The 16,958-nt window shown below is 70.1% G+C and carries 14 protein-coding genes; 4 read left to right on the plus strand and 10 right to left on the minus strand.

Going from position 1 to position 16,958, the window contains the following annotated elements:
* Positions 1 to 41: 41 nt before the first annotated feature.
* The 10 genes from OKJ99_RS07335 to OKJ99_RS07380 form a co-directional block, all read right to left on the minus strand.
* Positions 42 to 1,817, minus strand: a complete 1,776-nt coding sequence (locus tag OKJ99_RS07335) for an IucA/IucC family protein (protein WP_326014977.1) — start codon at positions 1,815 to 1,817, stop codon at positions 42 to 44.
* On the minus strand, positions 1,814 to 2,368 hold the full coding sequence (locus tag OKJ99_RS07340) for a GNAT family N-acetyltransferase (protein WP_326014978.1): 555 nt from the start codon (positions 2,366 to 2,368) through the stop codon (positions 1,814 to 1,816). The genes OKJ99_RS07335 and OKJ99_RS07340 overlap by 4 nt, the downstream gene beginning before the upstream one ends.
* The gene (locus tag OKJ99_RS07345; RefSeq protein WP_326014979.1) at positions 2,365 to 3,639 is read right to left on the minus strand and encodes a lysine N(6)-hydroxylase/L-ornithine N(5)-oxygenase family protein; all 1,275 of its coding nucleotides are present in this window, start codon (positions 3,637 to 3,639) and stop codon (positions 2,365 to 2,367) included. Before OKJ99_RS07345 ends, OKJ99_RS07340 begins: the two co-directional genes overlap by 4 nt.
* Positions 3,623 to 5,065 (minus strand): lysine decarboxylase DesA, encoded by a 1,443-nt coding sequence (desA, locus tag OKJ99_RS07350; protein ID WP_326014980.1) that lies wholly within the window; start codon positions 5,063 to 5,065, stop codon positions 3,623 to 3,625. The genes OKJ99_RS07345 and desA overlap by 17 nt, the downstream gene beginning before the upstream one ends.
* A 146-nt stretch (positions 5,066 to 5,211) precedes the next feature.
* Positions 5,212 to 6,069 (minus strand): siderophore-interacting protein, encoded by an 858-nt coding sequence (locus OKJ99_RS07355; RefSeq protein WP_326014981.1) that lies wholly within the window; start codon positions 6,067 to 6,069, stop codon positions 5,212 to 5,214.
* Between the two features lie 4 nt (positions 6,070 to 6,073).
* Complete coding sequence (locus tag OKJ99_RS07360; protein ID WP_326014982.1) at positions 6,074 to 7,120, minus strand: ABC transporter substrate-binding protein; 1,047 nt, start codon at positions 7,118 to 7,120, stop codon at positions 6,074 to 6,076.
* Positions 7,121 to 7,321: 201 nt separating this feature from the next.
* A complete protein-coding gene (locus OKJ99_RS07365) occupies positions 7,322 to 8,482 on the minus strand; it encodes an acyl-CoA dehydrogenase family protein (RefSeq protein ID WP_326014983.1) in 1,161 nt (386 codons plus the stop codon).
* Positions 8,483 to 8,489: 7 nt separating this feature from the next.
* Positions 8,490 to 9,449, minus strand: coding sequence for a hydroxymethylglutaryl-CoA lyase (locus OKJ99_RS07370; protein ID WP_326014984.1), 960 nt, complete (start codon positions 9,447 to 9,449; stop codon positions 8,490 to 8,492).
* Positions 9,446 to 11,374 carry an acetyl/propionyl/methylcrotonyl-CoA carboxylase subunit alpha gene (locus tag OKJ99_RS07375; RefSeq protein ID WP_326014985.1) on the minus strand — a complete coding sequence of 643 codons (1,929 nt, stop codon included), beginning with the start codon at positions 11,372 to 11,374 and terminating at the stop codon, positions 9,446 to 9,448. Before OKJ99_RS07375 ends, OKJ99_RS07370 begins: the two co-directional genes overlap by 4 nt.
* Positions 11,375 to 11,389: 15 nt before the next feature.
* Positions 11,390 to 13,012 carry a carboxyl transferase domain-containing protein gene (locus OKJ99_RS07380; RefSeq protein WP_326014986.1) on the minus strand — a complete coding sequence of 541 codons (1,623 nt, stop codon included), beginning with the start codon at positions 13,010 to 13,012 and terminating at the stop codon, positions 11,390 to 11,392.
* 110 nt (positions 13,013 to 13,122) lie between these two features.
* Between OKJ99_RS07380 and OKJ99_RS07385 the strand changes: the two genes are divergently transcribed.
* The 4 genes from OKJ99_RS07385 to OKJ99_RS07400 all read left to right on the plus strand — a co-directional run bounded on the left by OKJ99_RS07385 (position 13,123) and on the right by OKJ99_RS07400 (position 16,895).
* Complete coding sequence (locus OKJ99_RS07385; protein ID WP_326014987.1) at positions 13,123 to 13,716, plus strand: SACE_7040 family transcriptional regulator; 594 nt, start codon at positions 13,123 to 13,125, stop codon at positions 13,714 to 13,716.
* A 106-nt stretch (positions 13,717 to 13,822) separates the two neighbouring features.
* Positions 13,823 to 14,980, plus strand: coding sequence for an acyl-CoA dehydrogenase family protein (locus OKJ99_RS07390; RefSeq protein WP_326014988.1), 1,158 nt, complete (start codon positions 13,823 to 13,825; stop codon positions 14,978 to 14,980).
* Between the two features lie 35 nt (positions 14,981 to 15,015).
* A complete protein-coding gene (locus tag OKJ99_RS07395) occupies positions 15,016 to 15,888 on the plus strand; it encodes an acyl-CoA thioesterase (RefSeq protein WP_326014989.1) in 873 nt (290 codons plus the stop codon).
* A gap of 20 nt (positions 15,889 to 15,908) precedes the next feature.
* Positions 15,909 to 16,895, plus strand: a complete 987-nt coding sequence (locus tag OKJ99_RS07400; RefSeq protein ID WP_326014990.1) for a cation diffusion facilitator family transporter — start codon at positions 15,909 to 15,911, stop codon at positions 16,893 to 16,895.
* Positions 16,896 to 16,958 lie beyond the last annotated feature (63 nt).

Genomic DNA, 16,958 nt, shown 5'->3' on the forward strand with positions numbered 1-16,958 from the left:
TCGGGAGGACCGTCTCCCGAGCCCCTGGTCCGTGAGACCGCTTACGCGATCGGGTTCTCCAGGTCACCCACCAACTGCAGGGCGCCCGACGGGTCCGCCAGGTCGACCATCTGCTCGTTGTTGCGCAGCTGGAGGCGGTTGAGGGCGGAGAGCGAGAACCGCGGGGCGAACATGTCGAACCGCTCGAACTTCTCCGCCAGTTGGGGCATCGCCCCCTGGTAGTCGCGCACGCAGTCCGCGACCGCCGACCAGAACGTCTCCTCGTCCACGACGCCGTCCTCGACGAGGTTCGCCGCGAGGAAGCGGAAGAAGCAGTCGAAGACGTCCGTGAAGATCGACAGGAGCTTCATGTCGTCCGGGACCTCGGCCTTGATCCGCTCCACGGCGGGCGGCAGGACCGCGTCCGTGTCCATCACCGCGATCTCCTCGGCGATGTCCTTGAAGATCGACCGCTTGACGACGCCCTGCTCGTCCAGGACCAGGATGACGTTCTCGCCGTGCGGCATGAACACCAGGTCGTAGGCGTAGAAGCTGTGCAGGAGCGGCGTGAGGTACGACTTCAGGTACGGCTTCAGCCACTCGCGCGGGGGCAGGCCCGAGCGCTCGATCAGGGCGCCCGCGAAGGACTTGCCCTCGCGGTCCACGTGCAGGAGGGACGCCATCGTCGCCAGGCGCTCGCCCTCGCCGAGCGAGTCCACGGGCGACTCGCGCCACAGCGCCGCCAGCATCTTGCGGTACGGCGAGTAGCGGTCGGTGGCGGCCTCGTACTCCAGGTGCCGGTAGCCGACGGCCGCGCGCTCGCGGATGATCGTCAGGCCGGTGTCCTTGAGCACCTCGTCGTTGTCGATGAGCCCGGCCAGCCAGTCGTTGATCGCCGGCGTCGCCTCCATGTACGCAGCCGAAAGGCCGCGCATGAAGCCCATGTTGATGACCGAGAGGGCCGTCTTCACGTAGTGCTTCGAGGGGGCGCTCTTGTTGAAGAACGTGCGGATCGACTGCTGTGCCAGGTACTCGTCGTCGCCCTCGCCCAGGCACACCAGGTTCTGCTGCGCGATCTCGGCGGCGAAGGTGACGGAGAGCTTGTTCCACCACTGCCACGGGTGGGCGGGGATGAGGAGGTAGTCGGCCGGGTCGAGGCCCTTCTCGCGCAGGACCGCGTCGAAGCGGTCCAGGGTGGCCTGGCCCAACTCGGCGCGCAGGAAAGACTCGTAGTCGAGGCCAAGGCCCGCCGTGAAGGCCGCGCGCTCGCGGCTCGCCGCCAGCCAGATCAGCCGGACGGGGCTCGCGGTCTCGGGGGCGTACGAGAGGTACTCGTGGACGCCGAAGCCGAGTCGGCCGTTGTTCGCGACGAAGCAGGGGTGGCCCTCGGTCATGCCCGTCTCGATCGCCTGGAAGTCGCCGGAGGCGGCGAGTTCGGCGGAGGACAGGTACGGCTTCGTCAGTTTGAAGCAGGTGCCGGAGAGCGTGGAGGAGATCTCCTCCAGGTAGACCGGCAGGATCGACTCGCTCAGGCCCAGGCTGTCCTTCAGCTCGATGAAGAACTCCAGGGCGTTCAGCGGGAGTTCGGCGCCGTCGCGGTGGCGGGTGACCGAGTCGGCGGACACCTGCCAGTGGTCGAGGCGCAGCCGGCGCGCGGTGAACTCGTAGCGGGTCAGGCCGTCGTCACTGAGGACGGCGAACCGGTCGGGGCCCTCGGCGGCCTCGGGTATGAGGAGCCGCTCGTGGCTGAACTCGGCCAGGGCCTTGCGGATGAGGAGGCGGTTGGCCTCGGCCCAGCGCTCGGGGGAGAGGTGGGCGGCGGCGTCGGCGATGCTCATGCTCCGGTGGTCCTTCCCGTGGCCGCTTCGAACTGGGCGCGCGTGCAGAAGCTCAGCAGCGCCTTCTTCTCCGGCTTGTCGATCTCACGCTCGGCGACGAAACCGACGGCCTCGTTCAGGGCGTGAACCGCCTTGTTCTGTACGTCGGGTTCGACCACGACGCGCTTCACCGAGGGGTCGGCGAAGAGGGAATCCATCACCGTCGTGATCACGGCGCGTGTGAAGCCCGGGACGCGGACGTCGGAGGGCGCGGTGAGGAAGTGCATGCCGATGTCGCCGGGCTCGGGCTCGTACAGGCCGACGAGCTCGACGTGCGCCGGGTCGTAGCGCTCCATCAGGAACGCCGGTTCGCCGTCGTGCAGGCCGAGGAAGGCGTCGTGGTGCTCGTGCGCCGCTATGGACATGTACTCGCGCTCGACGTCCTGCAGTTTCGCGTCCTGCATCAGCCAGAAGGCGGCCTTGGGGTCGGTGACCCAGCGGTGCAGCAGCTCGGCGTCACCCTGGGGGTCGACGGGCCTGAGGGTCAGTTTTCCTACGGTGGTGGTGCTCATGCTGCGAACTCCTGGAACGCGATGGTCTTCTCGACGGGGTAGTACTCGGTGCCGAGCAGCTCGCCGATGATGTAACTGTTGCGGTAGGCGCCCATGCCCAGGTCGGGGCTGGTGATCGAGTGCGTGTGCACGGAAGCGTTCTGTACGAAGATGCCGCGCCCGGTGGTGTCGATCGAGTAGTTGCGGGCGACGTCGTAGCGGCCCCGGCCGTCCCACCGGATGCGGTCCTTGACCGGCTCCAGGAAGGCGGGCGTCGCGTACTTGTAGCCGGTGGCGAGGATCAGGCCCTCGGTCTCCAGCTCGAACTCCTTGTCCTGCTCCTCCTGGTGCAGGCCGAGGGTGTACGTGCCGTTGTCGTAACCGGCCGTGCGCAGCGCCGAGTTGGTGAGCAGGCGCGTCGGCACGGGTCCTTCGAGGCCCTTCTGGTAGAGCAGGTCGAAGATGGCGTCGATCAGCTCGCCGTCGATGCCCTTGAACAGGCCCTTCTGCCGCTCCTCCAGGGAGTAGCGGGTCTGCTCCGGCAGCTGGTGGAAGTAGTCGATGTAGTCCGGGGACGTCATCTCCAGCGTGAGCTTGGTGTACTCCAGCGGGAAGAAGCGCGGCGAGCGCGTCACCCAGTTCAGCCGGTAGCCGTGCACGTCGATCTCGCTGAGGAGGTCGTAGTAGATCTCGGCGGCGGACTGCCCGGAGCCGACCAGCGTGATCGACTTCTTCTTCTGGAGCTGCTGCTTGTGCTGCACGTAGCGGGAGTTGTGGACGACCCCGTCGCCGCCGAGCCCCTGGCACGCCTCGGGGACGTACGGCGGGGTGCCGGTGCCGAGGACGAGGCGGCGGGCCCGGTGCGTCTCGCCCTTGTCGGTGTGCACGACGTACAGCTCGGCCGCCTCGTCGTAGTGCACCTCGGTGACGGTCGTCGAGAAGCGGATGGACGACAGCTTGGCGGCCGTCCAGCGGCAGTAGGCGTTGTACTCGACGCGCAGCGGGTAGAAGTTCTCGCGGATGTAGAACGAGTACAACCGCCCCGATTCCTTCAGGTAGTTGAGGAAGGAGTACGGCGAGGTGGGGTCGGCGAGCGTCACCAGGTCCGACATGAACGGGGTCTGGAGGTGCGCGCCGTCGAGGAACATCCCCGAGTGCCACTCGAAGTCCGGCTTGGACTCGATGAACAGGCCGTTCAGCTCGTCGATCGGCTCGGTGAGCGCGGCCAGACCCAGGTTGAAGGGGCCGAGGCCGATCCCGATGAAGTCGTACGTGTCAGGATGCGCGGTCAAGGGTGTCTCCCAGGTACTGCTCGGCGTGGCCGGCGATGAGGTCGAGGACGGCCGAGATGTCGTCGAGGGTCGTCTCGGGGTTGAGCAGGGTGAACTTCAGGTACTGGCGGTCGCCCACCTTGGTGCCCGCGACGACGGCGTCACCGGAGGCGAACAGGGCCTTGCGGGCGTGCAGGTTGGCGCGGTCGATCTCCGTGGGGTCGGTGGCATCGGCCGGGATGTAGCGGTAGACGAGCGTGGAGAGGTTCGGCTCCACGACCACGTCGAAGCGCGGGTCGGCGGCGAGCAGCTGCCAGCCCTCGTACGCCAGGTCGCACACCTCGTCGAAGAGGCTGCCGATGCCCTTCGCGCCCATCACGCGCAGCGTCAGCCACAGCTTGAGCGCGTCGAAGCGGCGCGTGGTCTGCAGGGACTTGTCGACCTGGTTGGGGATCCGCTCGGCGACCGTGCGGCGCGGGTTGAGGTACTCCGCGTGGTACGTGGCGTGCCGCAGCGTCGCCCCGTCGCGGACCAGGATCGCGCTCGAACTCACCGGCTGGAAGAACGACTTGTGGTAGTCGACGGTGACCGAGTCGGCGCGCTCGATGCCGGTGAGCCGGTCGCGGTTCTTGTTCGACACGAGCAGCCCGCAGCCGTACGCGGCGTCGACGTGCATCCACGTGTCGTACTGGGCGCACAGTTCGGCGATCTCGGGGAGCGGGTCGATGGAGCCGAAGTCGGTCGTGCCCGCGGTCGCGACGACGGCCATGGGGACGAGGCCGTTCTCGCGGCAGCGCCGCAGCTCTTCGGCGAGGGTCACGGTCTGCATGCGCTTCTCGCGGTCGACCGGGACGGAGACGACCGACTGCGGGTCGAGGCCGAGCAGCGTCGCGGACTTCTTGACGCTGAAGTGGCTCACCTCGGAGGCGAAGATGCGGAGTTTGGACAGGTCCCGCGACTTGGCCTCCTCCCGGGCGAGCAGCAGCGCCTGCAGGTTGGACTGCGAGCCGCCGGAGGTGAACACGCCGTCGGCCGCGGGGCCGAGGCCGATCCGCCCGGTGGTCCAGTCGATGAGCTTGCGCTCGATGAGCGTGCCGCCCGCGGACTGGTCCCAGGTGTCGAGCGAGGAGTTGACCGCGGCGAGGATCGCCTCGCCGAGCACGGCCGGGATGACGACCGGGCAGTTGAGGTGGGCGAGATAGCGGGGGTGGTGGAAGTAGACGGCGTCGCGGAGGTAGACGTCCTCCAGCTCGTCCAGGGCGGCGATGGTGTCCTGGAGCGGCTCGTCCAGGTCGACGGCGTCGACGGTGGGGGAGAGTGCGTCGGGTGTGACGCCGGTGAACGGCCTTGTGGTGGTGGCGAGTTTGGCCGCCACCCGCTCGACTCCTTCGGTCACGGAGCTGCGGTATAGCTCCGCGGTGGTGTCATTGAGCAGGTGCGAGCGCATGAACGGTTCCTCCGGGTGGGGTGGGGTGGTTCCCGGGTGGGGCAGGAAAAAGGGCGAGGTCGCGAACCCTTTGATTAGGTTAGCCTAACCTAATCTCGGCTTGCGACCCCGCCCCCTGTTCTGTTGTCACTCAAGCCCGGCCGGAGCTACCCGGCGCGCAGCGCGTCCTCGCTCATGCCGCGCCGCCAGTAACCGACGAACGTCACCGCCCGCTTGTCGTACCCGCGCTCGCGCACCAGGTGCCGCCGCAGCTCCTTCATGGTTCCGGACTCGCCGGCGAGCCAGGCGTACGGGCTTACGGCGTCGGGGAGTTGGGCCGCGCGCACGGCGTCGACGGCCGAGGGCGCGCCCTCGTCGCGGACCAACCAGGTCACCTGGACATCCGCGAGCGTGATGATCGGCTGGATGTCCGCGCGGTGCGGGACCTCCAAGTACACGTGCGCCGAGACGTGTTCGGGCAGCCAGGCCAGCACGCCGAGCGCGGCCGGAAGCGCCGTCTCGTCGCCCCACATGAGGATGTGGTCGAAGTCGTCCTGGGGCTGACAGCGCACCGCGGCGTTGTCAGCGATCGCCGGGCCGAGCACGACGGCACGGTCGCCGGGGGCCGCGGCGCGGGCCCAGCGGCAGGCGGGGCCCGAGGTGGACGGGTCGTCGTCGTGCAGCACGAAGTCGATGTCGACTTCCTCCGCGGGGAAGCGGCGCTGGCCGCTCAGTGTGTACGAGCGCATGATCGCGCGCTCGCCGTCCGGGATCGCCCGGTACGCCGCGTGCCAGACGCGGCCGTCGTCCCCGGCGTTGATCGGCGGGAGCACGGGGGCGTCCTGGCCCGGGTGCGGCAGGAAGAGGGAGAGGGACTGGTCCCGGCCGCCGCCGTGGAAGTCGGCGAGCTCGGGTCCGGTGAAGGTGACCCTGAGGAGCGACGGGCCGAGCCGCCGCGTGCGGACCACTTGCAGATCGAAGAATCGGAAAGGGGCAACAGCGGGGGCTTCGGCCGTCGTCGTCATGGGATCAGGACACCTTCTTCGCCGTCTCGATGGCCTTCACGAGGTCTTCCAGGAGCGGGGCGCACTTGTCGTAGGAGAGGATCGGCTCGGGGGAGCGGGAGATGACCTGGCCCGCCTTGACCGCCGGGAGCTTCTTCCAGGTCGGCTCGTCGATGTCGGCGGGCTGAATCGCCTGGGCGCGGTCGTCCATCATGATGATGTCGGCCTTGTGCTTGTTGACGTTCTCCCAGCTCAGGTTCTCGAACCAGCCGCCGGACGCCTTCTTCGCGGCCTCCGAGGGCTCCACGAAGTTCACGCCGAGCGCCTTGAAGTACTCCAGGTCGATGGAGAGGTTCGTGCCCGAGACATAGAAGATGTCGGGGCTCGCGCTGCCCGCCAGCACCTTGATGTCGGGGTGGGCCTTCGCCGCCTTGCGCAGCCGGGCGGCGGCGTCCTCGAAGCGCTTCTTGGCCTTGACGACCTTGTCGGCCTTCAGGTCGGCGCCGAGCGACTCGGCCAGCTTGTAGACGTGCTCCAGCGGCGTCGTCAGCTGGCGGTCGTAGACGGAGACGCCGACGCTCGGGGCGAGCTTGGCGATCTTCTTGGCGGACTCCTCGGGGACGTACCAGAGGGTGCCCGCGTCGTCGAACAGCGTGGTGATCAGCACCTCGGGGGTGAGCCCCGCGTACTTCTCGATGTTGAACTGGCCCCACTCGTTGCCGATGACCGTGACCTTGTCGACGGGCATGTCGCCGGCCTGGACGTCGGCCTTGCCGCCCTTCGTGGTGGTCGGGCCGAAGACGCCCTTGACCTGGATGCCGTAGTCGTAGAGGGCGGCGCCCATGCCGGTGAAGGCGACGATGTTCGTCGGGACCTTGTCCAGCTTCACGGTCTTGCCGCGGTCGTCCTTGTACGACCAGGGGCCGGACTTCTTCGCGGCGCCCGCCGAGCTCGAACCGCCGTCTTTGGAGCCGCCGTCGCCGCAGGCGGCGAGCGCGGCTCCGAGGCCGATGGCGCCGGTCGCGGCGAGGATGCCGCGGCGGGTGGGGCGGGACAGTCGGGCGTTGGGCATGACGGGCAACCTTTGGACGTGCCGTAGCGGCGACCGGGCGGGACGTAAACTCAGGGTAGGTTAACCTAAGTTCCCCGGTTTTAATCAAGCCCCTGCGGCGATTGAGCAGGCGGCTCCGTGGCTGAGGCCGCGGGGCTCCGCCCCGGACCCCGCTGCTCAATCGCCGCAGGGGCTTGATTTGCTCAACCGGCGCCGGGGGCTCTAACTCGTCAGGCCCAGCTCCCGCGCAATCAGCATCCGCTGCACCTCACTCGTGCCCTCGCCGATCTCCAGGATCTTGGAGTCGCGCCACATCCGGGCCACCGGGTACTCGTTCATGAACCCGTAGCCACCGTGGATCTGCGTGGCCTCCCGCGCGTTGTCCACCGCGACCGTCGACGAGTACAGCTTCGCGAGTGCCGCCTCCTTCTTGAACGGCTCCCCGCAGACAAGGCGGGACGCCGCGTCCCGCCAGGCGAGCCGCGCCGTGTGCGCCTTCATCTCCATGTCGGCGATCTTGAACTGGATCGCCTGGTAACCGCCGATGGTGCGCCCGAAGGCGCGGCGCTCCTTGGCGTACTTCACCGACTCGTCGACGCAGCCCTGCGCGAGCCCGGTGGCGAGCGCCGAGATCGCGACGCGCCCCTCGTCGAGGATCCGCAGGAACTGGGCGAAGCCCCGGCCCTCCGTGCCGAGCAGGTTCGCGGCCGGCACCCGCACATCGTCGAAGTGCAGCTCACGCGTGTCCGACGCGTTCCACCCCACCTTCGAGTACGGGGCCGCCACCGTGAAACCGGGCGTCCCGGACGGCACGATGATCGAGGAGATCGCCGGGCGGCCGTCCGCCGTGCGGTCGGTCACCGCCGTCACCGTCACCAGACCCGTGATGTCCGTGCCCGAGTTGGTGATGAAGCACTTCGTGCCGTTGATGATCCAGTCGCCGGTCTCCTCGTCCCGCACGGCCGTCGTGCGGGTGCCGCCCGCGTCCGAGCCCGCCTCGGGTTCGGTGAGCCCGAACGCGCCCAGGCTCTCGCCCGCGCACAGCTTCGGCAGCCACTCCCGCTTCTGCTCCTCCGTGCCGAACAGGTGGATCGGCATGGCGCCGAGCGAGACACCGGCCTCCAGCGTGATCGCTACCGAGGAGTCGACGCGCGCCAGCTCCTCCAGGGCGATGCCGAGCGCCAGGTAGTCGCCGCCCATGCCGCCGTACTCCTCGGGGAAAGGCAGCCCGAACAGGCCCATGCGGCCCATCTCGCGGACGATCTCGTAGGGGAACTCGTGCCGCTCGTAGAAGTCGCCGATCTTCGGGGCGACAACCTCGTGCGCGAACTCCTCGACGGTGCGGCGGAGTTCCTCGTGCTCGGGGGAGAGGTGGTGATCCATGGCTGCCTCACTGCTCCTGTGGGGGCTGTGCGAGTGCGGATACGGTGCGGGACGGGCTGGGTCGGCCCAGGTGCCCGGCCATCCACCTGCTGGTGTCGGTGAGACGGCCGAGGTCGACCCCGGTCTCGATGCCGAGTCCGCGCAGCATCCAGACGAGGTCCTCGGTGGCGAGATTGCCGGTGGCGCTCTTCGCGTACGGGCAGCCGCCGAGGCCGCCGGCGGAGGCGTCCACCGTCGTCACGCCGTGCTGCAGCGCCGCCAGGGTGTTGGCGAGCGCCTGGCCGTACGTGTCGTGGAAGTGCACGCCGATCACGTTCGTCGGCACGCCCTCCTCGTTCAGCTCCGACAGGAGCGTCTGTACGTGTCCGGGGGTGGCCACGCCGATCGTGTCGCCGAGGCTCAGTTCGTCGCAGCCCATGTCCAGCAGGGCCTTGGCGACGGAGACGACCTGGTGGACGGGGACCGGGCCCTCCCACGGGTCGCCGAAGCACATGGAGAGATAGCCGCGGACGTGCGCCCGGTGCTCCTTGGCCCTGGCCACGACCGGCTCGAACACGGCGAGGGACTCCGCCACCGTGCGGTTCAGGTTCGCCTTGGCGAAGGACTCGGTGGCGCTGGCGAACACGGCGACGCGGTGCGCGCCGAGGGCCAGGGCCCGGTCGAGGCCGCGCGCGTTCGGTACGAGGACGGGCAGGTGGACGCCTTCGATGTCCTGGACGAGCGGGAACAGGTCCTCCGCGTCCGCGAGTTGGGGCACCCACTTGGGGTGCACGAAGCTCGTGGCCTCGATCGTCGTGAGGCCGGAACGCGCCAGGCGGTGGATGAACTCCGCCTTCACCTCGGTGGGCACGGCCCGCTTCTCGTTCTGCAGCCCGTCGCGCGCCCCCACCTCGTGGATCCGGACGCGGGCCGGGAGGTCCTGGGTGGGGACGACCATGGGGAGCGGGGGCGGGGGTGTGGAGGTCATCGCGCGGCCTCCCCGCCGTCGCCCGTCTCCTCGGGGGCGACGACGGCCAGCACCTGGTCCATCGCCACCGTCGTCCCGGGCGACACGTCCAGCTCGGCCACCGTGCCCGCGTGCGGGGACGTGATCACGTGTTCCATCTTCATCGCCTCCACCACCAACAGGCTCTGGCCCGCCGCCACTTGGTCACCCACCGCCACCTTCACCACGGTCACCGTGCCGGGCATCGGCGCCGTCAGGGAGCCCGCGCCGCCGCCACCCGCCCCCGTCAGGTTCGCCGCCACCGGGTCGTGGTCCCGCACGTGCCAGGCGTCGCCGTCGCGCGCCAGCCAGTCCCCGGCGGTCGCGGTGAGGCGGGCGGGGGTGGCCGGGGCCCCGTCGACCAGGACCTCGGCGCCGCGCACCCGGACCTCCACCGGGTCGTGGCCCGCGACCTTCAAGGGGTGCACGGTCCACGCCGGTTCGCCGCCGAGCCGCCAGCCGGTGGGCCGGTCGAACGGGTCCGTCCAGCCCTCGGTCGCGGTCGGGGTCAGCCGCTCCTGGCGCAGTACGCCCGCCGCCGCGTAGACCCCCGCGGGGACCTCCGCGTCGACCAGCTCGTCCGTCGCGCGCTCCACCAGGCCCGTGTCCAACTCGCCCGCCACGACGTCCGGATGGGCGAGGAGGCGCCGCAGATACCCGGCGTTCGTCGGGACGCCGAGCGTCACCGTGCGGGCGAGCGCGGCCCGCAGCCTGCGCAGCGCCGTGTCCCGGTCGGGGCCGTACGCGATGATCTTCGCGAGCATGGGGTCGTAGAGGCTGGAGACCACGGTGCCCTCGGTGAGGCCGGAGTCGACCCGAACGCCTTCGCCCTCGGGTTCGCGCAGGGCCAGCACCGTGCCGCCGGAGGGGAGGAAGCCGCGGGACGGGTCTTCCGCGCAGAGACGGGCCTCCACCGCATGCCCGGTGAGCTCGATGTCCTCCTGGGCGAAGCCCAGTTGTTCACCCGCCGCCACCCGGACCTGCCACTCCACCAGGTCGACGCCCGTGACCAGCTCCGTCACCGGGTGCTCGACCTGGAGGCGGGTGTTCATCTCCATGAAGCAGTACGCCGCCGGGTCGTCGCCCGGCACGATGAACTCCACCGTGCCCGCGCCCCGGTAGCCGCAGGAGCGCGCCGCCTCCACGGCCGCCGCGCCCATCGCCGCGCGCGTGGCCTCGTCGAGGAGCACCGAGGGCGCCTCCTCGACGATCTTCTGGTGGCGGCGCTGGAGGGAGCACTCGCGCTCGCCCAGGTGCACCACGTTCCCGTGGCCGTCCGCCAGGACCTGGATCTCGATGTGGCGGGGCCGGTCGATCCAGCGCTCCACGAGGAGCGTGTCGTCCCCGAAGGAGGCGCGTGCCTCGCGCCGGGCGGCCGCGATCTCCTCCTCCAGGGTGGTCAGATCGCGGACGAGCCGCATGCCCTTGCCGCCGCCGCCCGCGCTCGGCTTGAGGAGGACGGGCGCGCCCAACGAGCGGGCCGCCTCGGCGAGTTCCGGGTCGCGGCCGCCGGGCACCACCGGAACCCCGGCCGCGCTCACCGTCTCCTTGGCGCGGATCTTGTCGCCCATCAGCGCGATCGCCTCGGCGGGCGGGCCGATGAAGACGAGGCCCGCCTCCTCGCAGGCCCGCGCGAACGCCGCGTTCTCCGCCAGGAACCCGTAGCCGGGGTGCACCGCCTGCGCCCCGGTCGCCGCCGCGGCCTCAAGGAGGCGCTCCTTCACCAGGTAACTCTCGGTGGCCTGCGGCGGCCCGATGCGCACCGCCTCGTCCGCCTCGCGCACATGCCGCGCGTCCGCGTCGGCGTCGCTGTACACCGCCACCGAGCGGATGCCGAGCGCCCGCAGCGTACGGATGACGCGCACCGCGATCTCGCCCCGGTTGGCCACAAGTACCGTCTCGAACACTTCTCGCTCCGCCCCTCACATCCGGAAGACGCCGAAGCCGGCGGACTTCTCCGGCAGCGGCGCGTTGGCACACGCGGTCAGGGCCAGGCCGAGTACCTGGCGGGTCTCCATCGGGTCGATCACACCGTCGTCCCAGAGCCGGGCCGTCGCGTAGTAGGCATTCCCCTGCGACTCGTACTGGTCGCGGATCGGCGCCTTGAACGCGTCCTCGTCCTCGGCGGGCCACTGTTCGCCGCGCGCCTCCAACTGGTCGCGCTTCACGGTCGCGAGCACCGACGCGGCCTGCTCGCCGCCCATGACGGAGATCTTCGCGCCGGGCCACATCCACAGGAAGCGGGGGCTGTAGGCCCGGCCGCACATCGAGTAGTTGCCCGCGCCGTACGAGCCGCCGATCACCACGGTCAGCTTCGGCACGCGCGTGCAGGCCACCGCCGTGACCATCTTGGCGCCGTGCTTGGCGATCCCGCCCGCCTCGTAGTCCCGGCCGACCATGAAGCCCGAGATGTTCTGGAGGAACAGCAGCGGGATGCCGCGCTGGTCGCACAGCTCGATGAAGTGGGCGCCCTTCTGGGCGGATTCGGAGAACAGGATCCCGTTGTTCGCGACGATGCCGACCGGGTGGCCGTGGATCCGCGCGAATCCCGTGATCAGCGTCTGCCCGTACTCGGCCTTGAACTCGGCGAACCGGGAGCCGTCCACCACGCGCGCGATCACCTCGCGCACGTCGTACGGAGTGCGCGAGTCGACCGGCACCGCTCCGTAGAGCCCCGCCGGGTCCACCTTCGGCTCGATCGCCGCCTTCACGGCCCACGGCAGCGGGCCGCGCTCCGGCAGCGTGGAGACGATCGTGCGGACGATCCGCAGCGCGTGCGCGTCGTCCTCCGCCAGATGGTCCGTCACGCCCGACACCCGCGAGTGGACCTCGCCGCCGCCCAGCTCCTCGGCCGTCACCACCTCGCCCGTGGCCGCCTTCACCAGCGGAGGGCCGCCCAGGAAGATCGTGCCCTGATTCCGGACGATCACGGCCTCGTCGCTCATCGCCGGGACGTACGCGCCGCCCGCCGTGCACGAGCCGAGGACCGCCGCGATCTGCGGGATGCCCGCGCCCGACATCCGCGCCTGGTTGTAGAAGATCCGCCCGAAGTGCTCGCGGTCCGGGAACACGTCGTCCTGCATCGGCAGGAACGCGCCGCCGGAGTCCACCAGGTAGACGCACGGCAGCCGGTTCTCCAGGGCCACCTCTTGGGCGCGCAGGTGCTTCTTCACCGTCATCGGGTAGTACGTGCCGCCCTTGACCGTCGCGTCATTGGCGACGATCACGCACTCGCGGCCGCTGACCCGGCCGATCCCGGCGATCACGCCCGCGGCCGGCGCCTGCCCCTCGTACATCCCGTCGGCCGCGAGCGGCGCCAGTTCCAGGAACGGGGAGCCGGGGTCGAGCAGCGCGTCCACCCGGTCCCGAGGCAGCAGCTTGCCGCGCGCCGTGTGCCGCGCCCGCGCCTTCTCGCCGCCGCCGAGCCGGGCCGCGGCGAGCTTGGCGCGCAGCTCGTCGCCGAGCGTCCGGTGCGCCGCCTCATTGGCCCGCCAGGCCTCCGACGCGGGCTCCGCGGCGCTTGTCAGCTCCGGTGCCTCCTGCATGGCCTCGAGCCCCCTTGCCCGTACGAGAAAGTCGATGAGCGGAAGTTAATGAGCGTTAACCCGTTTCCGTCAGGTTAACGCTCGCTAACGTCCCTGTCTAGAATTGCTTCATGGCCACGAGAACCGACGCCCCCACCCGCCGTGAGCAGATCCTCAGAGAGGCCGCGCGGCTCTTCGCCGAGCGCGGCTTCCACGGCGTGGGCGTGGACGAGATAGGGGCGGCGGTCGGCATCAGCGGCCCCGGCCTGTACCGGCACTTCGCCGGCAAGGACGCGATGCTCGCCGAGCTGCTCGTCGGGATCAGCGGGCAGCTGCTCACCGGCGGCAAGCGGCGGGTCGCCGAGGCGGAGCACGGGCCCGAGGCGCTGCTCGACTCGCTCATCGAGGGGCACATCGACTTCGCGCTCGACGACCGCGACCTGATCACGCTGCACGACCGGGAGCTGGACCGGCTGCGCGACAGCGACCGCAAGCTGGTGCGGCAGTTGCAGCGCCAGTACGTGGAGCTGTGGGTGGAGGCGGTGCGCAAGGTCTATCCCGAGCTGGTGGAGGCACACGCGCGCGTGGCCGTGCACGCGGTCTTCGGGCTGCTGAACTCGACCCCGCACCTGAGCCGTCCGAGCTCGCTGCCCGGCCGGACGGCGACCGCGCGGATGCTGCACAAGCTGGCGCGTGGCGCGTTCGCGGCGGCTGCCGCAGAGTGACCTGTATCTCTGGACGCCCCTTGCGACTCGCGGGTAACCTGTCCCTGAGCAAGCGCTTAGTCGCTTGGTCGCCGTCCGCACACTCGTTGTAGAGGGAGAGTTCTCCGTGCGCCGTACTGTTTTTGATGAGGACCACGAGGCGTTCCGGGAGACCCTGCGCGCCTTCATCGAGGCCGAGGTCGTCCCCCACTACGACGAGTGGTTCCAGCAGGGCATCGTGCCGCGCGAGCTCTACTCGAAGATGGCCGACCTGGGCCTGTTCGGCATCAACGTGCCGGAGGAGTTCGGTGGCGCCGGCCTGGACACCCACAAGTTCGAGGCCGTCCAGTACGAGGAGACCGCCCGCGCGGGCGTCTCCTTCGGTGGCTCCGGTGTGCACGTGCTGCTCGCCCTGCCGTACATCAAGCTGCTCGCCACCGACGAGCAGAAGAAGCGTTACCTGGAGAAGTTCGTCACCGGTGAGGAGATGTGGGCCCTCGCCATGACCGAGCCGGGCACCGGCTCCGACCTGGCCGGCATGAAGACCACGGCCAAGCTCTCCGACGACGGCACGCACTACGTGCTCAACGGCTCCAAGACGTTCATCACCGGTGGCGTGCACGCCGACCGCGTCATCGTCTGCGCCCGCACCGCCGCGCCGACCGCCGAGGACCGCCGCCACGGCATCTCCCTGTTCGCCGTCGACACGAAGTCCGACGGCTACTCGATCGGCCGCAAGCTCGACAAGCTCGGCCTGAAGACGTCCGACACCGCCGAGCTGGCGTTCGTCGACGTGAAGGTCCCCGTCGAGGACCTCCTCGGCGAGGAGAACAAGGGCTTCTACTACCTCGGCAAGAACCTCCCCTCCGAGCGCTGGGGCATCGCCTACGGCGCGTACGCGCAGGCCAAGGCCGCCGTGCAGTTCGCCAAGGAGTACGTCCAGGACCGCACCGTCTTCGGCAAGACCGTGTCGTCGTTCCAGAACACCAAGTTCGAACTGGCCGCCTGCCAGGCCGAGGTGGACGCCGCCGAGGCCGTCGCCGACCGCGCCCTTGAGGCCCTCGACGCCGGTGAGCTGAGCGCCGCGGAGGCCGCCTCCGCGAAGCTGTTCTGCACCGAGGTCGCGCACCGCGTCATCGACCGCTGCCTCCAGCTGCACGGCGGCTACGGGTTCATGAACGAGTACCCGATCGCCCGCCTGTACGCGGACAACCGCGTGAACCGCATCTACGGCGGCACCAGCGAGATCATGAAGTCGATCATCGCCAAGAACATGGGCCTGTAACCAGCAGAGAATCTTTGCTCGGTACAACTGATCCCATGCATCAGGCACTCGAATCCCTCCTCGATCTGCTCGACCTCGAGCAGATCGAGGAGGACATCTTCCGCGGCCAGTCCCGGTCCTCCGTCGTCCCGCGCGTCTTCGGCGGGCAGGTGGCGGCCCAGGCGCTGGTCGCGGCCGGGCGCACCGTCCCGGCCGACCGGCACGCCCACTCCCTGCACGCGTACTTCCTCGTCGCGGGGGACCCGGGCGCGCCCATCGTCTACACCGTCGACCGGATCCGCGACGGCCGCTCCTTCACGACGCGCCGCGTCGTCGCCGTCCAGCACGGGCAGCCGATCTTCCACCTCTCCGCGTCCTTCCAGACGTACGAGGAAGGCCTCGACCACCAGGCGGACATGCCGCCCGCGCCCGACCCGGAGTCGCTGCCGACCGCGGAGGAGATGCTCCCGCGCTACGTCGACGGCGTGCTGAAGCCCGACGTCGTCCAGCGTCTGCTGGAGGCGCGGGAGGCCGTCGACCTGCGGTACGTGGACGCGCCGCCGTTCGCCTTCGTCGGCGATCCGCAGCCCCCGCGCTCCCAGGTCTGGTTCCGCGCGCGGGGCAAGCTCGCGGACGACCCGCTGCTGCACGTGTGCCTCGCGACGTACGTCTCCGACATGACGCTCCTCGACTCCGTGCTGCTCGCCCACGGGCGGGGCGGCTGGGCCGTCGGCGATGTCGTGGGCGCGTCCCTGGACCACGCGATGTGGTTCCACCGGCCGTTCCGGGCCGACGAATGGCTGCTGTACGACCAGGAGTCGCCCTCCACGTCCGGCGGGCGCGGGCTCGGGCAGGCCCGGATCTACACGCAGGACGGGCGGCTCGCGATCACCGTCATCCAGGAGGGTGTCGTTCGCGTTCCGCGGTGATCGGACATACCGTCACGTACATGGATGCACGGGTGGACGATGACGCGCGCGACAAGGAAGAAGCGGGCGGGGAGAGCGTCTTCACGGTGGTCGTCGCCGCGGTGGCCAACCTGGGCATCGCCCTCGCGAAGGCCGTCGCCGGCGTCCTCAGCGGCTCCAGCGCGATGCTCTCCGAGGCCGCCCACTCCTTCGCCGACACCGTCACGGAGCTGCTGCTGCTCACTTCCCTGAAGCGCAGCGACAAGCCCGCCGACGAGGAGCATCCGCTCGGCTACGGAGGCGAGCGGTACGTGTGGGCGCTGCTCGCGGCCGTCGCCACGTTCGTGGGCGGCGCCGTCTTCTCCCTGTACGACGGGATCCACACGCTCGTCACGGGCGAGGAGCTGGGCGACCCGCTCGTCTCGTACGTGGTGCTGGCCGTGGCGTTCGTCCTGGAAGGGTTCTCGCTGCGCACCGCGGTCAAGCAGGCGCGGGGCGAGGCGGCCCGGGTGCGGGTGCCCTTCGGTACGTATCTGCGGCACACGCCCGACACGGCGGTGAAGGCCGTCGTACTGGAGGACAGTGCGGCGCTGGCGGGTCTGTTGCTCGCGGCGGGCGGGCTGCTCGGCTCGCAGCTCACCGGGTCGGGGGCGTGGGACGGGGCGGCGTCGCTGTGCATCGGCGTGCTGCTGCTGTGGGTGGCGTGGGTGCTCGGGCGGTCCAACGCGGAGCTGCTGGTGGGGCGGCCGTTGCCGAAGCCCTTCCGGGACGAGATCCGGCAGATCGTGCTCGGGGTCGAGCATGTCGAGGCCGTGCTTGAGCTGACGACGTTGGTGCAGGGGCCGCGGGAGGCGCTGGTCGCGGCGAAGGTCGACTTTCGGGATGCGTCCACCGCGGCGCAGATCGAGTGGGCCTGTGAGGATGCGGCGCGGCGGATCCGGGAGAGGTTCCCCGCGGTGCGGAGGGTGTTTCTCGACCCGACCCCGGGGTTCGCGGCGCGCCGCATGGAGGGGCTCAATCCGTGGTGATTCACCCCTGCGGGGCCCGAGCAATTCAAGCCCCTCCGGCGATTGAGGAGCGGGGTATGGGGC

It is taken from the genome of Streptomyces endophyticus, from assembly GCF_035798155.1.
In the GTDB taxonomy this organism is placed as follows: domain Bacteria; phylum Actinomycetota; class Actinomycetes; order Streptomycetales; family Streptomycetaceae; genus Streptomyces; species Streptomyces endophyticus.

Excerpts from the sequence above, each read along its gene's own strand:
- OKJ99_RS07335 (WP_326014977.1), bottom strand. The coding sequence starts at position 1,817 with ATGAGCATCGCCGACGCCGCCGCCCACCTCTCCCCCGAGCGCTGGGCC.
- OKJ99_RS07340 (WP_326014978.1), bottom strand. The coding sequence starts at position 2,368 with ATGAGCACCACCACCGTAGGAAAACTGACCCTCAGGCCCGTCGACCCC.
- desA (WP_326014980.1), bottom strand. The coding sequence starts at position 5,065 with ATGCGCTCGCACCTGCTCAATGACACCACCGCGGAGCTATACCGCAGC.
- OKJ99_RS07355 (WP_326014981.1), bottom strand. The coding sequence starts at position 6,069 with ATGACGACGACGGCCGAAGCCCCCGCTGTTGCCCCTTTCCGATTCTTC.
- OKJ99_RS07360 (WP_326014982.1), bottom strand. The coding sequence starts at position 7,120 with ATGCCCAACGCCCGACTGTCCCGCCCCACCCGCCGCGGCATCCTCGCC.
- OKJ99_RS07365 (WP_326014983.1), bottom strand. The coding sequence starts at position 8,482 with ATGGATCACCACCTCTCCCCCGAGCACGAGGAACTCCGCCGCACCGTC.
- OKJ99_RS07370 (WP_326014984.1), bottom strand. The coding sequence starts at position 9,449 with ATGACCTCCACACCCCCGCCCCCGCTCCCCATGGTCGTCCCCACCCAG.
- OKJ99_RS07380 (WP_326014986.1), bottom strand. The coding sequence starts at position 13,012 with ATGCAGGAGGCACCGGAGCTGACAAGCGCCGCGGAGCCCGCGTCGGAG.
- OKJ99_RS07385 (WP_326014987.1), top strand. The coding sequence starts at position 13,123 with ATGGCCACGAGAACCGACGCCCCCACCCGCCGTGAGCAGATCCTCAGA.
- OKJ99_RS07395 (WP_326014989.1), top strand. The coding sequence starts at position 15,016 with ATGCATCAGGCACTCGAATCCCTCCTCGATCTGCTCGACCTCGAGCAG.
- OKJ99_RS07400 (WP_326014990.1), top strand. The coding sequence starts at position 15,909 with ATGGATGCACGGGTGGACGATGACGCGCGCGACAAGGAAGAAGCGGGC.